The sequence below is a fragment of the Azospirillum humicireducens genome, from assembly GCF_001639105.2.
Classification (GTDB): domain Bacteria; phylum Pseudomonadota; class Alphaproteobacteria; order Azospirillales; family Azospirillaceae; genus Azospirillum; species Azospirillum humicireducens.
This window is the reverse complement of sequence record NZ_CP028904.1, coordinates 1-18,443: the sequence shown is the minus strand read 5'-3', so window position 1 is coordinate 18,443 and position 18,443 is coordinate 1. Positions and strand designations below refer to the sequence as shown.

Below are 18,443 nucleotides of genomic sequence, written 5' to 3'. Positions count from 1 at the left end.
CCGGCAGGAGGCCGGATGTCATGAAACTCGCCAGCTTGAAGAACGGGCGGCGCGACGGCCGGCTGGTCGTGGTGTCCCGCGACCTGACCCGCGCCATTGATGCCGCCCCCATCGCCGCCACCTTGCAGGATGCCGTCGAACGCTGGGCGGAGTGCGAGGAGCCGCTGCTGTCGCTGGCCGCCGCGCTGGAGGCCGGAACGGCGGATGGCGCCTTCGCCTTCGATCCGGCGCAGGCCCACGCGCCGCTGCCGCGGGGCTATCAATGGGTCGATGGGTCGGCCTTCCTCAACCATGGCCGGCTGTTGCAGCTTGCCTACAATCTGCCGCCGATCGAGGATGCCGCCACCATCCCGCTGATGTATCAGGGCGCCTCCGACGATCTCCTCGGCCCCCACGACGATCTGCCGCTGCCCGACGAGGCGCTGGGGATCGATTTCGAGGGTGAGTTCGCGGTGATGACGGACGATGTGCCGATGGGCTGCACCGCCGCCGAGGCCGCCGGCCATGTGAAGCTGGTCCTGCAACTGAACGACGTCAGCCTGCGCGCCCTCGGCCCGCGCGAGATGAAGACCGGCTTCGGCTTCCTCCAGACCAAGCCCTCGACCTCCTTCGCGCCGGTGGCGGTGACGCCGGACGAACTTGGCCGGGCCTGGAGCGACGGGCGGGTCCATCTGCCGCTGCGGGTGGACTGGAACGGAGAGTGGTTCGGCCATCCCAACGGCGGCGGGATGAATTTCAGCTTCTTCGAGCTGATCGCCCATGCCGCCCGCACCCGCCGGCTGCATGCCGGAACCATCGTCGGCTCCGGCACGGTGTCGAGCGCCGAGCCCGGCGCCGGATCCGCCTGCATCGCCGAGCGCCGCGCCATCGAAACCATCGAGCATGGTGCGCCGCGCACCGGCTTCATGCGCTTCGGCGACCGGGTGCGGATGGAGGCCAGGGGCGACGACGGCGGCCCCCTCTTCGGTGCGATCGACCAGCGCGTGATTGCCGCCGAGGCTCCGCAACAGGGTGCGGCGCGATGAAAATCCTCATCACCGGCGCCGGCGGTTTCGTCGGGCGGCGGCTGGTCGCCCGGCTGCTCGAAGAGGAAGCCTTGGCTGCGCCGATCGAGCGGATCGACCTGATCGACCTGGGCTTCAACGGGGTGCCGGAGAATGCCCGGCTGCGCCGCCATCACGGCAGCTTCGGTGACGACCAGACGCTGGACGCCGCACTCAAGGATGGCGGCGGGGACGTCGTGTTCCACCTCGCCAGCCTGGCCGGCGGAGCGGCGGAGGCCGATTACGAGGCCGGACGGCGGGTCAATCTCGACGCGACGCTCGCTCTGTTCGACCGTCTGGGACACCGCTCCGCAGGTGGACAAGCCGCGCCGGTCGTCGTCTTCGCCAGCAGCATCGCCGTCTATGGCGCGCCGCTGCCCTCGCCGGTGGATGACCGGACCCTGCCGCGCCCGGTGCTGAGCTATGGCGCCCACAAGCTGGCGGCGGAGCTGGTGTTGCAGGATCTCAGCCGCATCGGCCGCATCGACGGCCGGGCGCTGCGGCTGCCCGGCATCGTCGCCCGGCCGCGCGCCGCCTCCGCCGGGCTGCGCTCCGCCTTCATGAGCGAGCTGATGTGGGCGGCGGCGGCGGGCGAACCCTATGTCTGCCCGGTGTCGCCCCAGGCGGTCGCCTGGTGGATGTCGGCGGACTGCTGCGTCGACAATCTGCTGCATGCCGCGCGGCTCGACGGGCGGGCGTTGGAGGCGGGCCGCGTCTGGCCGCTGCCGGTCCTGCGCCTGACCATCGCGGAGGTGGTGGAGGCGCTGGCCCGCCGCTTCGGCGCCGGCTGCCGCGACCGCATCGCCTACGCCCCCGACGCCGGGCTGGAGGCCGTCTTCGGCAGCTTCCCGCCGCTGGTGGCGACGGCGGCGGAGCGGCTGGGATTTCGCCATGACGGATCGGCCGACGCGCTGGTCCGCAACGCGATGAAATGATCAAGAAGGGGATGGGGTATGTTCCGTTACTTCCCGACCAACTATGTCTGGAATCTGTCGGTCGATCTGGCGCTGGAGATGGGCGCCAAGATCGGCGAGATCGAGGAGATGTGCGCGCCGCTGCTCGACGTGTCGAAGCAGGGCGATGACGCCGGCACCCGCCTGTTCATGCAGTCCTGGGTCGCCATGGCCGACAAGCTCTGCGAACTGGCGGCGGAGGACGAGGCGCAGGGACGGCTGATGTCGGCTGGCGACAAGCTGAACCGCGCCGCCACCTACCTGATCACCGCGGAACGGATGCAGGGTCATGGCAGCGACGGCCGCGCCGCCCTCTACGCCCGCTTCCAGGAGGTGTTCCGCAAGGGAGTCCGGCTGGCGAAGGAGAATTGCGAGCGGGTCGAGATCCCCTATGGCGACGCCCACATCTCCGGCCTCTATGTCCGGGCAGAGGGCGTGGCAGAGGGCGTTGAGGGGCCGGCGCCGATCCTGGTGCAGGTCAACGGCCTCGACAGCACCAAGGAGATGAAATACCGCGTCGGCCTGCCGCGCATGCTGGCCAAGCGCGGCATCGCCTCCCTGATCATCGACCAGCCCGGCACCGGCGAGGCGCTGCGCCTGCACGGCATGACCGCCCGCTACGACAGCGAGGCCTGGGCGAGCCGGGTGGTCGACTGGCTGGAGGGCCGGGCCGACGTCGATCCCAAGCGCATCGGGCTGGAGGGCGTGTCGCTCGGCGGCTATTACTGCCCGCGCGCCGTCGCCTTCGAACCGCGCTTCGCCATGGGCGTGGTGTGGGGCGCCAACCACAATTGGGGCGAGGTGCAGAAGCGCCGGCTGGCCCGCGAGGGCGAACGCCCGGTGCCGCATTACTGGGACCATGTCCGCTGGGTCTGGGGCGCCCGCGACATGGACGAGTTCATGGCGATCGCCGAGAAGGTGACGCTCGACGGCGTGCTCGACCGCATCCGTGTGCCCTTCCTCGTCACCCATGGCGAGGCCGACAAGCAGATCCCGCTGGAGTACGCCCACCGCAGCTATGAGCAGCTGGTCAACAGCCCGAAGCGCGAGCTGAAGATCTTCACCCCGCGCGAGGGCGGCATCCAGCACAGCAGCTTCGACAACAGCGACAACGCCGCCAACTACATCGCCGACTGGGTGGCCGAGACCCTCGGCGGCCGCACGGCCTGAATGGGAGCGCAAGCGTGAGCCAGGAAGACAGCCCCTATCAGGGCCGCCGCATCGTCACCGGCCATGATGCCGCCGGCGCCTCCGTCGCGCTGGCGGTGGAAGCGCCGCCGCACAGCCGGACCCTGCCGGGTGCCCGCTTCTACGAGATCTGGGGCACCGGCCGCAGCCCGGCGCCGATCACCTCGGTCGAGGCGGAAGAACCGACCAGCGACCGCCCGGCCATCCACCCCCAAGAAGGCGGCAGCGCCATCCGCATCATCGACTTCCTCCCGGCCGGCGGCGGCGGGGTGCGCAGCCCGATGCACCGCACCAGCACGGTGGATTACGGCATCGTGCTGGAGGGCGAGATGGTGCTGATCCTGACCGACAGCGAGGTCACTCTGAGGGCCGGCGACGTGGTGGTCCAGCGCGGCACGGACCATGCGTGGGAAAACCGCTCCGACCGCATCGCCCGCATGGCCTTCGTGCTGCTGCACGGCGAGTTCAGCGAGGAGCTGCGCGCGAAGCTGCCCGACCTGCACCTGATGCCGTGATCGGGCGCGCCGGCCGGATCAGCCGTCCGGCCGTTCGGCGCAGGAGGCGAGCAGGTCGCGCATCCAGCGGTTGGCCGGATCTCTGTCCTGATACTGGTGCCATTGCAGATGCTCGGCCAGCCTGGGCATCGGCAACGGCAACGGCACCAGGCGGATTGGCAGGAAGCGGGCCTGCCGGTCTGCCAGCCGGCGGTGGGCCGTTACCACCCTCTGGGTGCCGATCACCAGCTGGATGGCGGAGTTGAAATCGTACGTCACGACCTCCAGCCGGCGGGCACGGCCACCGTTGGAGACGAACCATTCCTCGAAGGAGGGCATGCGCCTTGTGTTGCCGAACCGGGTGGTGATGTGTCCGAGCGCCAGATACTCCGCCTCGGTCAGGCTGTCGCCGACCAGCTCGTTGTCCTTCCAGACGACGCAGACGTAATCGTCCTCGAACAGCTGCCGCGACGGGTGGTCGGGCGACAGGTAGGGGTGCGGCATGATCAGGAAATCGGCCTCGCCGCGTTCCAGCAGATCGGTCGGCTGCGCATATTGCGACAGGAACTCGCAGGTGATGCCGGGGGCGAGCTTCGACAGCTTTGTGACGGCGGGAATGCCCAGCACCGCCAGCACATAGTCGGACGCAATGATGCGGAAATGGCGCTTGGCGCTGGCGGGATCGAAGTCCAGCCGGGTTTCCAGCGTCGCCTGGATGTCCAGCAGGATGGCGCGGATGCGGGGGCGCAGCAGCTCTGCCAGGGGGGTCGGCACCATCTTGCGCCGGACCGAAACCAGCAGCTCGTCGCCGAAATAGTCGCGCAGCCGGGCCAGCGCCCCGCTCATCGCCGACTGGCTGAGATGCAGCCGTTCGCCGGCGCGCGTGATGCTCTGTTCCTCCAGCAGGGCGTCGAGGGCGACCAGCAGGTTCAGATCCAAACGGTTGAAATTCATGCGGTCACTGCCGGCGCAATCGATAGGAACAGATCATCTGTATCGCCGATTGTCATGATCATGACAATCAATTTCTCAAGTGAAACCGGGTGGTTAGGCTCAGAAAATCACCCATGGGGAGGACCAGCCATGGCTCGCCGTCTGATCGATCTTTCCATTTATCTTGAAAACGATGTCTTTTCGGATCCCCCGGGCCTGCGCCCGACGATCGAATATGAGACGCATGACGAGTCAGTCGCGACCTTCGAGCGGCTGATCCCAGGCCTGAAGGGCGAGGATCTGCCGGATGGCAAGGCGGCGGCGGCGGAATGGGTGAGGCTGACCACCCACAACGGCACGCATCTCGATGCGCCCTACCATTTCCATCCGACGATGGACGCCAAGCTGGGCGAGCCGCGCCGGTCGATCACCATCGACGAGGTACCGCTGGACTGGTGTTTCCAACCCGGTGTGAAGCTGGATTTCCGCCACCTGCCCGACGGCCATGTCGTCACCGCGGCGGAGGTGGAGGCAGAACTCGCCCGCATCGGCCATACGCTGCAACCGCTGGAGATCGTGCTGGTCAACACCCGCGCCGGCTCGCGCTACGGCCATGATGACTTCATCAACGCCGGCTGCGGCATGGGCTATGAGGCGACGATGTACCTTCTCGAACGCGGTGTGCGGGTGACCGGCACCGATGGCTGGAGCTGGGACGCCCCCTTCTCCTACACCGCGAAGAAATATGTCGAGACCGGCGACAAGAGTCTGATCTGGGAAGGGCACAAGGCCGGGCGCGACATCGGCTATTGCCATCTGGAGAAGCTGCACAATCTGGAAGCCCTGCCGCCTTTCGGCTTCATGATGTCCTGCTTTCCCCACAAGATCCGCGGTGCATCTGCGGGTTGGACACGTGCTGTTGCGATCATCGGGGAATGATCGACGGCCTCTGACCCGAGACCCGAAAACTCCTCCAGGACTGGGTAGAGTCCGTCATCGAGAGAAGACGGACACACGAGACGCAGCCGGTTCAGCGAGGAGCAAATCATCGGCATCCTGAAGGAGCAGGAGGCCGGGCAGAAAACGGCGGACATGTACCGCCGGCACGGGGTCAGCGAGGCGACCTTCTGCACCTGGAAGACCAAGGGCTCTGTTGCAAAGTTGGCCGGCAGGCGGGAGATGATGGATATGGACATCACCGCCGACGCTGTGCGTCCTGGAGTTCGAGCTGTCGGCTGATGAACTGCACGGCCTCGGCCTCCAGTTCCGCCAGGGCCGGCCCATAGGTTGGCGCCTTGTCGGTGTTGATGGCCGTCGGCGTCTCCCACGCCTTCAGACCGTTCAGCGCCTTGGACAGGAAGCGCTTGGCGGCGGCGGTGTCGCGCGAGGGAGAGAGGGAGAAGTCGATGGTGTCGCCATGCTTGTCGACGGCCCGGTACAGGTAGGCCCACTTGCCGCCCACCTTGACGTAGGTCTCGTCGACCTGCCAGCTGGTTGATCGGGGGCAGTACCGCTGCCAGCGTGGCCGCGTCTCGATCTCCGGGGCGTCCTTCTGCACCCAGCGGTAGATCGTTGATTGATCGACGGCGACGCCGCGCTCGGCCGTCATCTGCTCGAGATCACGGCAGCTGACGCCGTACCGGCAGTCCCAGCGCACCCCACACAGCAGGATCTCACCCTCGAAGTGGCGCCCCGTGAAGCCCGACACGGATTGGCTCCCAACAGCATCCAGCCATTTCGCCGCCTTCCTGCCAACTTTGCAACAGAGCCCTCGGCCACACTGCCCTCCACTGCAATGTCAGACAAACACCGCATCCCGGCATACTCCGATGCCGAGGAAAGGGGAGCATGCACATCATCTCAGTCGATCCGTCCAGGGCTGGTGAAGGCATAGCCGGTGCCATAGATCACCTTGATCGGCGAGGGAAGATCGGTGGATTTGGCGATCTTGCGCCGCAGGCGGCTGACCACCGCGTCGAGGTGGCGATTGTCGAAGGTGGTATAGCGGCGGGCCATGGCGTGGACCAGGTCGTCGCGCAGGCAGGTCTCGTTGATGGTGTTCATCAGCACGGTCAGAAACGCCACCTCGGTGGCGGTCAGCTTCACCGCGCTGAGATCGGGAGCGATCAGGCTCCAGCTCGGCCGGTGGAGGACCCAGGGTCGGGGGGGGGACTGCTGCGTCCGGTGAGATGGTTCCTGGATCCGGCGGAGCAGGCTGTTGATCGCCGCCTCGATCTCCCGCAACGAGGTGTGCTTGACCATGTAGATGTCGGCACCGCTGTCATAGCCGCGCACCCGCTCGTCGGCTTCGCTGAGGGCGGTCAGCATGATGATCGCGCAGGTGCGCTCTGCGCGCAGCCGGCGCGCGATTTCCCGCCCGTCGCCGTCGGGCAGGCCGATGTCGAGGATCACCACGGCCGGATCCGGTCGCGTCGCCATCAGCTCCGCCATGGCGGCGGCGGACCCCGCCCCCTCCGCGGTGAAGCCCCGCATGCCGAGATACGTCACGAGATCGGCGCGCAGTGCCGGCTCATCCTCCACCACCAGAATCCAGCTCATGGTGCATCGACCTTTCGCGCACTGTCCATGGCGGCGTTCGGGCCGGGCAGCGGTAGCCTGACCGTGGCGACCGTTCCCGCGCCACCGTTCCTGCGGTCGCCCTTGGGGTCGCCCCCGGAGGCGACTTGGCGCCGGGCCAGCGTGAGCGTCCCGTTGTGATAGGCCAGGAGCCGGCGGCTGTTGTACAGCCCCAGGCCGGTGCCGGTCGCCGCGCGGGTGTTGGACGCGCGATAGAAACGGCTTCCGATCCGGCCCTTCTCCTCCTCGGGGATTCCGATGCCAGCGTCTGTCACCATCAGCAGAATGGCAGAGTCGATGCTCGACACCCGGACATCGACGACGCTGTCCGGCGGAGAATATTTGAGCGCGTTGTCCACGAGATTGATCATCACCGTCAGCAGCATGTCGGGATCGCCGCGGTAGATCAACGTGCCCGGATAGGGCTCGACCCGCAGCCGCGGGGCCATCCCCAACGCCTCGAAATGGCGGTCGACATCCTCCAGCATGGCGTTGACGTCGATGTCCTCGATCTGCAGCACCCCGCCATCCCGGCTGTCGATCACCAGGAACCGGTCGATGAGGGTGATCAGCCGGCTGACCGCATCGTCGATCCATCCCAGACGCTCGGTCACGCCGGCAGGGGGATTGGGCAGCATCAGGCCGGTCATCTCCGTTGCCCGCTTGATGATCGCCAGCGGGGTGCGGAATTCATGCCCGACCATGCGGATGAACTGTTCCTGATCCTTGCGCAGCGCCATCTCGGCCTCCAGGCTGGCGGACAGTTCCGCCTCCAGTTCGCGCCGCCGTTGGACTTCCTGGGCAAGGGCGTGGTTCTGCATCCTCAGATCGACGGCCAATCGGTTGCTGACCATGAACAGCATGCAGCCGAAATAGGCCATCAGGAACAGGTTCGCCTGCAGGAAGAACCAACCATCGCCGTTCGTCAGGACCGCCGTCTCGGCCGTGCCGCCGGATCGCAGGGTGACTCCCATCAGGTACACGCCGCTGATCGCCACGATGTATTCCACCAGAATGCCGATGGTGATCCAGCGCAACGCCCTCGGCTGGCTGCGGTCGCGCATCAGGGTCGCGCACATGAAGAGCATGACGACGGAGGTGTAGATCACCGCCGACAGGACGCGCGGGCCGAGATCGCTCGGGGTGAGAATGACCGCGGTGCTCCAGATCGCCGCGTGGAGACCGAACCACGCCACAGCGAGCCGGGGATAGCGCGGCTGTCCCAGAAAACGTGCCAGCGCGTCGGCGAGCATCAGAAGACCGGCCTTGATCAGCAGATTGTCGAGAATGACGCGCCAGGGCTCGGGGGGCGTTTCCCGCTGCATGAACAGGAAAAGGCCGATGGCGACCAGCAGCAGCCCGCCGGCGACGAACTTCAACGCGGCAAAGCGGCGCAAGGACAACCACATCAGTGTCCACACGACCGATTGCATCAGCGCGTTGAAGAACAGGACGGCGACGATTGTCTTGAGGTCGAACATCGGTGCGCTGCAACCTGGCTGATGCTGGAACGCTTTGTGTAGCGGATATCGCCACGACCGCGGCAGTGGAAAAGATCGCGGCTGCGCGGTCGGCGCGCCCTCAGTTGGACATCGCGGAGATCCGGGCGAAGGCGGCCGGAAATCCCTTGAGCGGAACCGGGATCCGAACCGCCTTGCCGCCATCCATGGTGACCGCGCCGACGGTCAGGGTCGCGGCTTTCTTCAAGCCGGCGATCGTGGCGGCGTCGAACGCCAGTGGGACGATGCACCCGATCGGCAGGCAAGTGGTGATCGGCCGACTCGGCCCCTTTGCATCATCTCCATAGGACAGGGTCACGCCCTTGGCCAGATCCAGACCGAACGGCATGATCAGGGTCGCCGTCGCCGTGCCGCCGGGAGCCGGCAGCACCTCGACGGTCAGCAGGCGCTGCCGGGACTCCCCGTCGAGCAAGGTCTGCATCATGAAACACCGGGGCGACGTCTCCTGGGCGACGCACGCGACCTCCCACCGGTCGTAGGTTTCACGCAGAGCGCTGGAGCCGCCGGGCAGGCCGGTCGCCGCCGCATGCCCGGCGATGGTGGCGACGATCGCCGGGACGGCGAGGACGCACCACCGGCGAGGTCCTTGAACACCCTTCCGTCCACGATGATGCCAGGGGCGGGTCATGGCGCGCTCCCCACCCGGATCGGGTTCGGGGCGACGACGAGGACGGGCTGCGCCGGTGTGGATGGAGCGTTGGACGGGGAACGAAACGCCCCGCCCCCGCCGGCGGGTGTGACCCCGTCACCGGCCGCCGTACCGCCGGGACTGTCCCCTTCACTCGCCGCGCGGGTGATGCGGATGAGCGTGCTCGCCGTCGGCGCGTCGGACGCGGGCGCGACCGGTGTGGTGCTCCCCCCGCCGTTCACGATGCTGTCCACCGTCAGCGCACCCGGCGCGTAGGTGATGGCGTAGTTGGCCGAGCTGAGGCCGGACGCGGTCAGCGTGTAGCGGCCGGGGTCCACGGCGCCCTGTGCGGTGCCGCCATAGGCCAGCGTCCCGCCGAGCACCGCCGCCGTCTCGCCATTGACGAAGCCGCTGTAGCTGACGCCGTTGCCGCCGCTGTAGGCCAGCCCGTCGTAAGTCTTCGTGGCGTTGCCCGCCATCACCGTCAGCGCCGCCCGATTGATGGTGAGGGTGCCCGGCGCATAGGAGATGGCGTAGTTGGCGGAGCTGAGACCGGACGCGGTCAGCGCGTAAATGCCGGCGTTCACCGCACCCTGTGCGGTGCCGCCATAGGCCAGCGTCCCGCCGAGCACCGCCGCGGTCTCGCCGTTGACGAAGCCGCTGTAGCTGACACCGTTACCACCGCTATAGGCCAGTCCGTCGTAGGTCTTCGTGGCGTTGCCCGCCATCACCGTCAGCGCCGCCCGATTGATGGTGAGGGTGCCCGGCGCATAGGAGATGGCGTAGTTGGCGGAGTTGAGGCCGGACGCGGTCAGCGTGTAGCGGCCGGCGTTCACTGCGCCCTGTGCGGTGCCGCCATAGGCCAGCGTTCCACCGAGCACCGCCGCGGTCTCGCCATTGACGAAGCCGCTGTAGCTGACACCGTTGCCACCGCTATAGGCCAGTCCGTCGTAGGTCTTGCTGGCGTTGTTGGCGGTCACCACCAGCGCCGCCTGATTGATGGTGAGGGTGCCCGGCACATAGGAGATGGCGTAGTTGGCGGAGTTGAGGCCGGACGCGGTCAGCGTGTAGGTGCCGGCGTTCACTGCGCCCTGTGCGGTGCCGCCATAGGCCAGCGTTCCACCGAGCACCGCCGCCGTCTCGCCATTGACGAAGCCGCTGTAGCTGACGCCGTTGCCGCCGCTGTAGGCCAACCCGTCGTAGGTCTTGCTGGCGTTGTTGGCGGTCACCGTCAATACCGTCAGCGCCGCCTGGTTCACTGTCAGCGTACCGGGCGCGTAGGTGATGGCGTAGTTGGCGGAACTGAGGCCGGACGCGGTCAGCGTGTAGGTGCCGGCGTTCACCGCGCCCTGTGCGGTGCCGCCATAGGCCAGCGTCCCGCCGAGCACCGCCGCCGTCTCGCCATTGACGAAGCCGCTGTAGCTGACGCCGTTGCCGCCGCTGTAGGCCAGCCCGTCGTAGGTCTTCGTGCCGTTGTTGGCGGTCACCGTCAGCGCCGTCTGGTTCACCGTCAGCGCGCCGGGCGCGTAGGCGATGGCGTAGTTGGCGGAGCTGAGGCCGGACGCGGTCAGCGTGTAGGTGCCGGCGTTCACCGCACCCTGGGCGGTGCCGCCATAGGCCAGCGTCCCGCCGAGCACCGCCGCCGTCTCGCCATTGACGAAGCCGCTGTAGCTGACGCCGTTGCCGCCGCTGTAGGCCAGCCCGTCGTAGGTCTTGCTGGCGTTGTTGGCGGTCACGGTCAACGCCGCCTGGTTCACCGTCAGCGTGCCGGGCGCGAAGGTAATGTCATAACCGAGTTGGCTGGAATAGAGCCCGCCAAGCGTCAATGAACCGCCGGAATAGGTGCCGGCATTGGTGCTGTTGGCGACATAACGCGCCGTGCCGCTGACCAAAGCGGTGGTATAGCCCCCCGGCGCATAGGTCAGCGTGCCGACGCTGGTGGTGCTGGCGCTGCCGTCGTAGGTTTTCGTGCCGCTGCCACCGGTCACCGTCAGGCTGGTCAGGAAGCCACGCAGCAGCGGCGCCGTATAGCCGTCGTAGACCCGCCACGTCGTTGCGGTGCCGCCCTGATCGTCGGCGCTCCAGCCGGCGGCGGTGAAGTTCGACAGCGTCTTCATGCCGGCGGCATCAAGCCCGGTGACCCCGGCGACCGTCCCGGAACCGACGCCGACGCCAAGGCCGGAACTGGCCGTGTTCCAGAAGCTGCCGCTGGCCGTCCCGCCGGTCAGTTGTCCGATCAGACCGCCGATGTTGGTCCCCGATCCGCTGGTGGTCGCCGAACCGGTTGCGTAACTGTTGGTGACCGTGGCGGTGCCGCTGTTCAAGCCGACCAGACCGCCGATGCTGTCCGAAGTGCCGCCGGTGCCGCTCACCGCCCCGGTGGCATAGGAATTTTGAATGCTGCCGGCGCCGTCGTTGGCCCCGGCCAGCCCACCCAGGTTGGAGCCGCCCGCACTGACCGACCCGGTGGCGAAGGACGTACCGATGGTGCCGCCGTTATTCTCCCCCACCAGATTGCCGACGTAGGAGCCGGCGGCACTCCCTGTAACGGTGCCGGTGCTGTAACTTCCCGAAATCACCCCCTGGTTCCGTCCGGCCAGCATGCCGACATAGCTTCGCCCGGAAACCGTCCCCGACAGGCGCGCGTTGTTGACGGTGCCGCCAGCGCCGATGACGCCGAACAGACCCACGTAATCGGTGGTCGGTCGGGCGATCGTCAGCCCCGAAATGGCGTATCCCTGCCCGTCGAAGGCACCGGTGAAAGCGGTCGTGCCGTCGCCGGCCGGAACGAAACCGGCCGCGGAATTCCAACTGGCCGTTCCACTGGCGTCAATGTCATTGCCAAGCTTGAAGCTCTTGGTCGCCAGCGCCGTCGATGCCATCCCCTGCAAACCGTAAGCGTCGGCGATCGTGTAAGGGGTCGCCGCCGAGCCATCGCCGCTTTTGGCGCGGATGAAGCTGGCGCTGGTGGTCAGGCGGAAATCGGTGGCGCTGAAGCTGGGCAGGGAGGAGGCGATCTGGCTCCAGGTGCCGCCGGTCAGCGAGAACGTCCCGACGCTCAAGCTGCTGCTGGAAGTCGCCGTCCCGCCCGCGGAAATATTGAGACGCCCAGACGTCCCACTGACCGTATTGCCCAGGGTGATATTGCCGCTGCTGGTCGTGGCCAACGTCAGGGTCGAGGCATCGCTCCACGATAGCGGGCTGTTCACCGACAAGGCGCCGGCTGCGGACAGCCCGACCGTGCCACTCACCCCAAAGGTGCCGCCGCTGGTCAGCGACAGCAGCCCCGCCGAGCCCAGCGCGGTGTTGAGGGAATAGCCGGATGAAGCGTCAAGATAGACGCCGTATCCCGCCGCGGTGGTCAGAGTGCCGAAAGTGCTGGAAGACAAAAATGACGACAGATCGGTATCGCTATACGACCCCATGGTGGTGGTATAGGCGGTTCTGGTGGCGCTCAGGCTGCTCTCACCGGTCACCAGATGGATAGAGGAGCCATAGATATTGAGACCGGTCACGCCGGTCGCCGCCACCGTGTCGCCGAAGGCCGCCGCTTTGGTCGCTTGACCATCGAGATAGGCCAGCGCGCCATTGGTGTTGATCGAGCCGGACGGCTTGAGGATGTAGTAATAGCCGTTGGCCCCGGTGATGGCGGAACCGAGCGAGGCGCCGTTGGAGATGGCGGTGACCGTAGCGCCGGCCAGCGCGCTGGCGCCGGCGTCGCTGTACGCCCTTCCCGATACCGCGACCGGCGTCGTGCTGTATTGCCATTTGAAATAGGGGTAAAGGTTGGTTCCCGTCCCCCAGATCGCGGATGAAAAACCGGTGGGCAGGCTACCCTGCAATAGGGCCGTCGTTCTGGTCGTCCCTGGGCCAACGCCTGTTCCCGAGGTCTGGGTGTCCCAGTAGCTTTCGGTGACAGTTCCGGTGCCGCCTGAAGTGAGTCCGCCCTTATTTCCAGGCCCAGAGACCCTGGCAGTAGAATAGGCGTGACTTATTGTCCCGCCATACATGGCGCCAACGAGGCCACCGATCCAATTCGCGCCGCTGACCGAGCCGGTGGCGTAGGAATCGGAAATGGTCCCCGAAGAAAGAAGGCCGCCGACCAAGCCCCCAACCACTGAACCGGTGGTGGTCACCGCCCCGCCGAAGGAGGACAGAGAGATCGCGCCATCGTTTATCCCGACCAGACCACCGATGAAATTGCCGGTGCCCGAGACCGAGGCGGTCGAATAGCTGCGCGTCACCGTACCCGTCGATGGAATACTGCCGACCAGCGAACCGCTGCTGTCACTGGCCGTGATGCTGCCGCCGACGAGACCGACATCGGAAACCGCCCCCGTCAAGACGCCGAACAATCCGACTTCCTGAGTCGAACCGCGGTTGATGGTCAGCCCGGCGATGGTATGGCTCTGGCCGTTGAAACTGCCCGAAAAGTCCCCGACCGGCTTGAAGCCCGATGAACCCCAGACGTCGCCGTAATAGCCGCCGCTGGCGGTAAACGCCGGCGTCATCGACAGGTTGGCGCCCAGCTTGTAGCTGGCGGTCAGATCCTGCTGCATCAATTGCAGGGCGTGCGGCGTAAAGATAACGGTCGAATATTCGCTGCGCAGCATCGGCCGCGTCTCGCCGGCCAGCGTCACCCAGGTGTTGGTAAAGTCGAAACCGCTGTAGGTGGCTTCGGTATAGGCGTTGGCGTTGGTGATGCTGGTGCCGGCGGCGCTGCTGCTCTGCCCGGTGGAATCGGCATCCCAATAGGCGTTGGTGGCATTGACGGTGGTGCCAACCCCTGTGACGCTGCCAACCAAGCCACCCGCCGCCGTGGGAGCGGAGACCGCACCGCTGGCATAGACATTGGTGAGCGTGAGGGTTGAACCATCGGTGCTGACCTCGCCGATCAAGCCGCCGGCTTTGGTCGAAGCACTTACCACACCGGTCGCATAGGAATCGCTGACGGTAACACCGTAATAGCCGTTTCCGATCAGCCCGCCGGCCGTGTTGGACGTCGCTGTTACCGATGCAGTCGACGATGATCCGGTCATCGTTGAATCGCTGAACCAGCCGGCAATCCCGCCCACCTCCTGATAGCCACTGACCGAGCCGGTGACATGGAGGTTCGTCAGAGACGTGTTAGACGACCATCCCACCACGGCGCCCACCCGCGCAGTGCCGGTAATCGACACGTTGGATAGGGTGAAGTCCCGCAAGGTCGCGCCCAGGGTAAAGCCGAACAGACCTGACTTGTTACCCAACAGATAACTATTCATGGTCAGGCGGTCGATCGCATGGCCCAGGCCGGCCAGCGTCCCGCTGAAAGGGACAGCGTCCGTACCGATCGAGGTAAAGCCGACTCCGGAATTCCATGAACTGGTGGCGGCGGCGTCGATGTCTTCAGCCAGGGCGTAATTCCCGCTGCCGCTGATGCTCTGCAACGCCGTCACGTCGTGAACCAGCGTGTAGGCGGTACCGCCCAGGCTGAGCGCGGCGCTCGCCCCCGACAGGGTGACGCGGGCGCCGCCGCCGAGGATGTAGTTACCACCATAGGTCAGGCTCAGGCCGGCGCTGGTTCCGGTCGCCGTGATGTCCTTGTTGATGGCGATGCTGCCCGCCGCGTCGAGGGTCAGGGTGGTGTTGGCGCTCCAGCTGATCGGCGCCGCAACCGTGATGTTTCCGGCTTGGCTGCCGCTTGATCCGGTCGAAACGGTCACCCCGGTGGACGCCAGGGCGTTGGTCAGGGTGGTGACGTTGATCACCGTGTCGTCGGCGGTGGCGGTGAAGCCGGCCCCGCTGTCCGCCGCCGTGGAGATGGTCACGTTGTAGGGGTCGATCAGCCAGTTGCCGGTCTTGCCCTTGGCCGCCAGTGTCGTCACCTTGGCCGATGGGGCCACCGTCACCTTGGCGGCGGAGGTTTCCACCGCCCCGCCATTGCCGCCGGACGGGGCCGATGCGTCGATGGTTCCGGCGACCTTGACCTCGCCGCCCTTCATCCCGGCCAGCAGCGCCACCTTGCCGGCCCGCGACCCCAGGGTCTGCGCCTCGACGGTGCCGGTATTGGACACCACGGAGGACACCGCCTCGCTGGCGCCCTTCGCCGTCATCACCACCTGTCCGCCGCTGGCGGAAATCAGGCCGCCGTTTTCCACCAGCGCCGCCGTGGTGGCACCGTCAACCTCAATCTTCAGGTGGCCGTTCGCCCCGGCATCCAGCGTCACCTTGGCGCCGGCCGCCAGCACCGCGTTGCCGTTGCGGGCGTTGATGGTTCCCTGGTTCGACACGGTGCCGCCGATCAGCACGACGGCACCGCCGTCGCCGGCATTGATCGTGCCCTGATTGATCACCGAGCCGGTGGCGCCGTTGCTGGTGAACACCTCCCGCCCGGCCATGAAGTCGTTGTCGGCGATATCGGCGGTCGAGGCGACCAGCCCGCCGACATCGACCCGCGCGGTTTTCGTGAACAGCACGCCGTTGGGGTTGACGACATAGACCTTGCCGTTGCCCGACAGCTTGCCGGCGATCACGCTGCCCGCTCCCGCGGTCACCCGGTTCAAGGTCACCGACGAAGAGTCGGGCTGCTTGAAGGTGACGCTGGCGTCCGATCCGACATCGAAGCTTTTCCAGTTGACGATGCCGCGCGCCGACTGCTGCGTCACCGTCATGCTGGAGCCGTTGGCGCCGATGCTCACCGACCCGGCGACCACCTGCCCGCCGGTTGGCAGAGCGGTCGTGGCGGGCTCCGCCCGCGCTGGGCCGGTGGATGCGATCAGAGCGGCAACCGCGACGGCGCCGACTGTCCATCCGCCTCCCTTCGCTGTCTCAGGTGCGACAACCCATCGCCCCTTGGCGCGGTTCCAGATCAGCCGGAAGGCCCGGTTCATGCCGCCGTGATCATACATCGTCGCCTCACACCTAGAACATCGTGGTGACGGAGAACCAGACCCAGGGACCGGTCCGGCTTCCATCCTGGTTGTAGCCTGAGGTGGCCGCCCCCTGGTTCGCCCCGACCGGCACCGCGGCGGTCAGGGCGATGCCGAGGCGCCCCGACACCGCATAGGAAGCGCCGACGCCGGCACCGAACAGCGGGTAGCTGTTGGGGACGTCGCTGCCCGCGTCCCAGCCGTCCCATCGGTCGGCATGCTGGCGGATCACGCCGGCGTCCACGAAACCGAACAGGTCGAGGCCGGAGGCCCAGCCCTCGGTGAACGGCCGGTGCAGTTCCAGGGTGGCGAGGAGACCGCTGTCCCCCGACGCCTCGTTGACCGGATAGGCCCGGACCCCACCCGGACCGCCCAGGGCGAACTGCTCGGAGCTGTCGAGATTGCCGCCGGACCATTGGCCGGCGATGCGGGCGCGGAGAAACATGTCGGTTGTGAGCGCCTGATCGCGCTGGACCTCGAAGGAGAGCTTGGTGAACCGGCCGTCGCTGCGGCTCGACTGCGCATCCAAGGCAAGGTCGGCGGCCAGCCGCGACAGATCCAGGACGCCGCTGGTCAGCACGAACTGATAGCTGCTCAGACCACCGCCGCCCCAGCCGTCCGACCGGTCGCCCACCAGTGCCAGGCTGCCCTTGTTCATCCGCTTGCGGTGGAGGGGTTCGCCGAGGATGTCGTCGTCGAAGCGGCCATGCTCGTAGGAGGCGCGCAGCCGCAGCGTCTCCGCCGACCTGCGGATCAGCGGAAAGGAGACGGAGGCACCCTGCGTGATCGCGATTCCGTGCCCATCGGTATCCTCGTATGGGCCGCCGAGCCGGTAGCGAAGCGCCGTCATCAGCAGCCCGGCCTGCCAGCCGTCCGGCCCCAGCGGGACGCTCCACCCCGCCTGGCCATAGGTCAACCGGGTCGATGCGATCGTCTTGACCGCCAGCTGGTCGCCGTACCCGGTCAGGCCGTTCAGCGACAGCCCCGCGTTGGTGCGGTGGCGGCTGGTGCTCCGCGTGCCGGCGTTGTCGGCGCCGATCTGGGCCGTGGCGACCGGCGCGTCGCGGACGGTAAGCTCCAGATCGCTGGTGCCCGGCGCGGCCCCGGCTTTCAGGGTACCGTCCGCGTTGACACCCGGCAGGTCGTTGGCCAGCAGAAGACCGCGCTCGAGATCCGCCAGGGAATAGGGTTCCCCCGGCTTCAAGCGGGCGGCGACCACGGATTCGACGAAGGCCCCATCGGTGCGGGTCGACTCGTCCTGCCGGATCACCCGCCCGAAGCGCCCTTCGACCACCCGGATGCGCACGATGCCGTCGATGACATCCTGGGCCGGAAGGAAGGCGCGGGCGAAATAGCCGCGATCGCGGTAGGCGTCGGCGATGCTCCGCGCTGCGTCCTGGAGATCGCGCAGGCTTTGCTCCTTGCCGACACGCCCGCGCAGGAGTGTTTGAAGCTCGGCCTGCGGGATCAGCGTCGCACCTTCGATTACAAAGCCTTTCACCAGCAGGCGGGGGCCGGTGTCCGGCGCCTCCTCCGGTACGGCCGGTGCCGCCGGCGGCCGCTGCGGGGCGAGGTCGGGCACGCCGTCCCGCAGCATCCGCTGTAGGGAGCCGGCGTTGGGCAGCGTCTGCCCCATGGCCGGAACCATCGGCAAGACGACGCCCGCGACCGAAAAGATCAGCGCAAGAGCGTGGGTGGCTGCAGTTCTTTCCGGCATTTTCATCAATAATCCTTTGCACCCACCGAACCGACCGTCATTTTGGATCCAGTTTGATTGAGTACTTCTAAAATCACGTCTGATTTCCTGAAAGAACATCTTCCATATTTCTGATTCTTATATACTTCATCTGCAATCAGACGGGCTCAACCCATCAAGTATGATCGAATCTGACCAATTCTGATCATCGAGTGTCTTCCGATTTGGGGAAGGCAGGAGACGCGGTTGGGCGTTGTGGGGTTGTGGAGAGTGCGGTTCAGTCCGCTCGTTCGACACAGCAGCGAACCGGGCCTAGCAGGGCGCGGAAAACGAACATATTCTGGCCTTTTTCCCACGCTTAGGCTTGAGAATGGAGGTTCTGAAGCCCGTTTTTATCAGAATTGAGCGTCTTTTCGCGCTCCTCGGCTCCCGGAACCGCCATTCAGGCGGATTCAGGGCGTGATTATGCCGCCGCCAGCAGCTTGGGCAGGGGTTCAAGG

At 66.7% G+C, this 18,443-nt stretch carries 11 protein-coding genes and 2 pseudogenes; 6 read left to right on the top strand and 7 right to left on the bottom strand.

All coding sequences use genetic code 11. The features are described from left to right. The first annotated feature begins 20 nt into the window (after window positions 1-20). Genes A6A40_RS22305 through A6A40_RS22290 form a run of 4 tightly spaced genes read left to right on the top strand, consistent with a single transcriptional unit; the run spans window position 21 to window position 3,699 of the window. Window positions 21-1,025, top strand: coding sequence for a fumarylacetoacetate hydrolase family protein (locus tag A6A40_RS22305; protein WP_108548094.1), 1,005 nt, complete (start codon window positions 21-23; stop codon window positions 1,023-1,025). Further along, complete coding sequence (locus A6A40_RS22300) at window positions 1,022-1,978, top strand: NAD-dependent epimerase/dehydratase family protein (protein ID WP_108548093.1); 957 nt, start codon at window positions 1,022-1,024, stop codon at window positions 1,976-1,978. Before A6A40_RS22305 ends, A6A40_RS22300 begins: the two co-directional genes overlap by 4 nt. An 18-nt stretch (window positions 1,979-1,996) precedes the next feature. After that, complete coding sequence (locus A6A40_RS22295) at window positions 1,997-3,166, top strand: alpha/beta hydrolase family protein (protein ID WP_108548092.1); 1,170 nt, start codon at window positions 1,997-1,999, stop codon at window positions 3,164-3,166. A 14-nt stretch (window positions 3,167-3,180) separates the two neighbouring features. Next, window positions 3,181-3,699, top strand: a complete 519-nt coding sequence (locus A6A40_RS22290) for a cupin domain-containing protein (protein ID WP_108548091.1) — start codon at window positions 3,181-3,183, stop codon at window positions 3,697-3,699. A gap of 18 nt (window positions 3,700-3,717) precedes the next feature. Here the strand turns inward: A6A40_RS22290 and A6A40_RS22285 are convergent, their stop codons facing one another. After that, entirely contained in the window at window positions 3,718-4,632 is a 915-nt protein-coding gene (locus A6A40_RS22285) for a LysR family transcriptional regulator (RefSeq protein WP_108548090.1), read from the bottom strand. 129 nt (window positions 4,633-4,761) lie between these two features. Between A6A40_RS22285 and A6A40_RS22280 the strand changes: the two genes are divergently transcribed. Then, entirely contained in the window at window positions 4,762-5,550 is a 789-nt protein-coding gene (locus A6A40_RS22280; protein WP_108548089.1) for a cyclase family protein, read from the top strand. A 78-nt stretch (window positions 5,551-5,628) separates the two neighbouring features. Further along, window positions 5,629-5,757 (top strand): annotated as a pseudogene (locus A6A40_RS22275) (transposase); the annotation flags it as partial. A 106-nt stretch (window positions 5,758-5,863) separates the two neighbouring features. Here the strand turns inward: A6A40_RS22275 and A6A40_RS22270 are convergent. The 6 genes and pseudogenes from A6A40_RS22270 to A6A40_RS22245 all read right to left on the bottom strand — a co-directional run. After that, window positions 5,864-6,319 (bottom strand): annotated as a pseudogene (locus A6A40_RS22270) (IS6 family transposase); the annotation flags it as partial. A 152-nt stretch (window positions 6,320-6,471) separates the two neighbouring features. Next, the gene (locus A6A40_RS22265; protein ID WP_108548088.1) at window positions 6,472-7,170 is read right to left on the bottom strand and encodes a response regulator transcription factor; all 699 of its coding nucleotides are present in this window, start codon (window positions 7,168-7,170) and stop codon (window positions 6,472-6,474) included. Further along, window positions 7,167-8,669 (bottom strand): sensor histidine kinase, encoded by a 1,503-nt coding sequence (locus A6A40_RS22260; protein WP_158279336.1) that lies wholly within the window; start codon window positions 8,667-8,669, stop codon window positions 7,167-7,169. The genes A6A40_RS22265 and A6A40_RS22260 overlap by 4 nt, the downstream gene beginning before the upstream one ends. Before the next feature lie 100 nt (window positions 8,670-8,769). Beyond that, entirely contained in the window at window positions 8,770-9,336 is a 567-nt protein-coding gene (locus tag A6A40_RS22255) for an invasion associated locus B family protein (protein WP_108548086.1), read from the bottom strand. Continuing rightward, window positions 9,333-16,208: an MBG domain-containing protein gene (locus A6A40_RS31100; RefSeq protein ID WP_158279335.1), complete on the bottom strand. Its 6,876-nt coding sequence runs from the start codon at window positions 16,206-16,208 to the stop codon at window positions 9,333-9,335. Before A6A40_RS31100 ends, A6A40_RS22255 begins: the two co-directional genes overlap by 4 nt. A gap of 31 nt (window positions 16,209-16,239) precedes the next feature. Then, a complete protein-coding gene (locus A6A40_RS22245) occupies window positions 16,240-17,964 on the bottom strand; it encodes a ShlB/FhaC/HecB family hemolysin secretion/activation protein (protein WP_158279334.1) in 1,725 nt (574 codons plus the stop codon). Between the last annotated feature and the right edge of the window lie 479 nt (window positions 17,965-18,443).

Coding starts and splice junctions, on each gene's coding strand:
- A6A40_RS22260 (WP_158279336.1), bottom strand. CDS start 8,669: ATGTTCGACCTCAAGACAATCGTCGCCGTCCTGTTCTTCAACGCGCTG.
- A6A40_RS22280 (WP_108548089.1), top strand. CDS start 4,762: ATGGCTCGCCGTCTGATCGATCTTTCCATTTATCTTGAAAACGATGTC.
- A6A40_RS22300 (WP_108548093.1), top strand. CDS start 1,022: ATGAAAATCCTCATCACCGGCGCCGGCGGTTTCGTCGGGCGGCGGCTG.
- A6A40_RS22255 (WP_108548086.1), bottom strand. CDS start 9,336: ATGACCCGCCCCTGGCATCATCGTGGACGGAAGGGTGTTCAAGGACCT.
- A6A40_RS22305 (WP_108548094.1), top strand. CDS start 21: ATGAAACTCGCCAGCTTGAAGAACGGGCGGCGCGACGGCCGGCTGGTC.
- A6A40_RS22285 (WP_108548090.1), bottom strand. CDS start 4,632: ATGAATTTCAACCGTTTGGATCTGAACCTGCTGGTCGCCCTCGACGCC.
- A6A40_RS31100 (WP_158279335.1), bottom strand. CDS start 16,208: ATGAACCGGGCCTTCCGGCTGATCTGGAACCGCGCCAAGGGGCGATGG.
- A6A40_RS22265 (WP_108548088.1), bottom strand. CDS start 7,170: ATGAGCTGGATTCTGGTGGTGGAGGATGAGCCGGCACTGCGCGCCGAT.
- A6A40_RS22245 (WP_158279334.1), bottom strand. CDS start 17,964: ATGCCGGAAAGAACTGCAGCCACCCACGCTCTTGCGCTGATCTTTTCG.
- A6A40_RS22295 (WP_108548092.1), top strand. CDS start 1,997: ATGTTCCGTTACTTCCCGACCAACTATGTCTGGAATCTGTCGGTCGAT.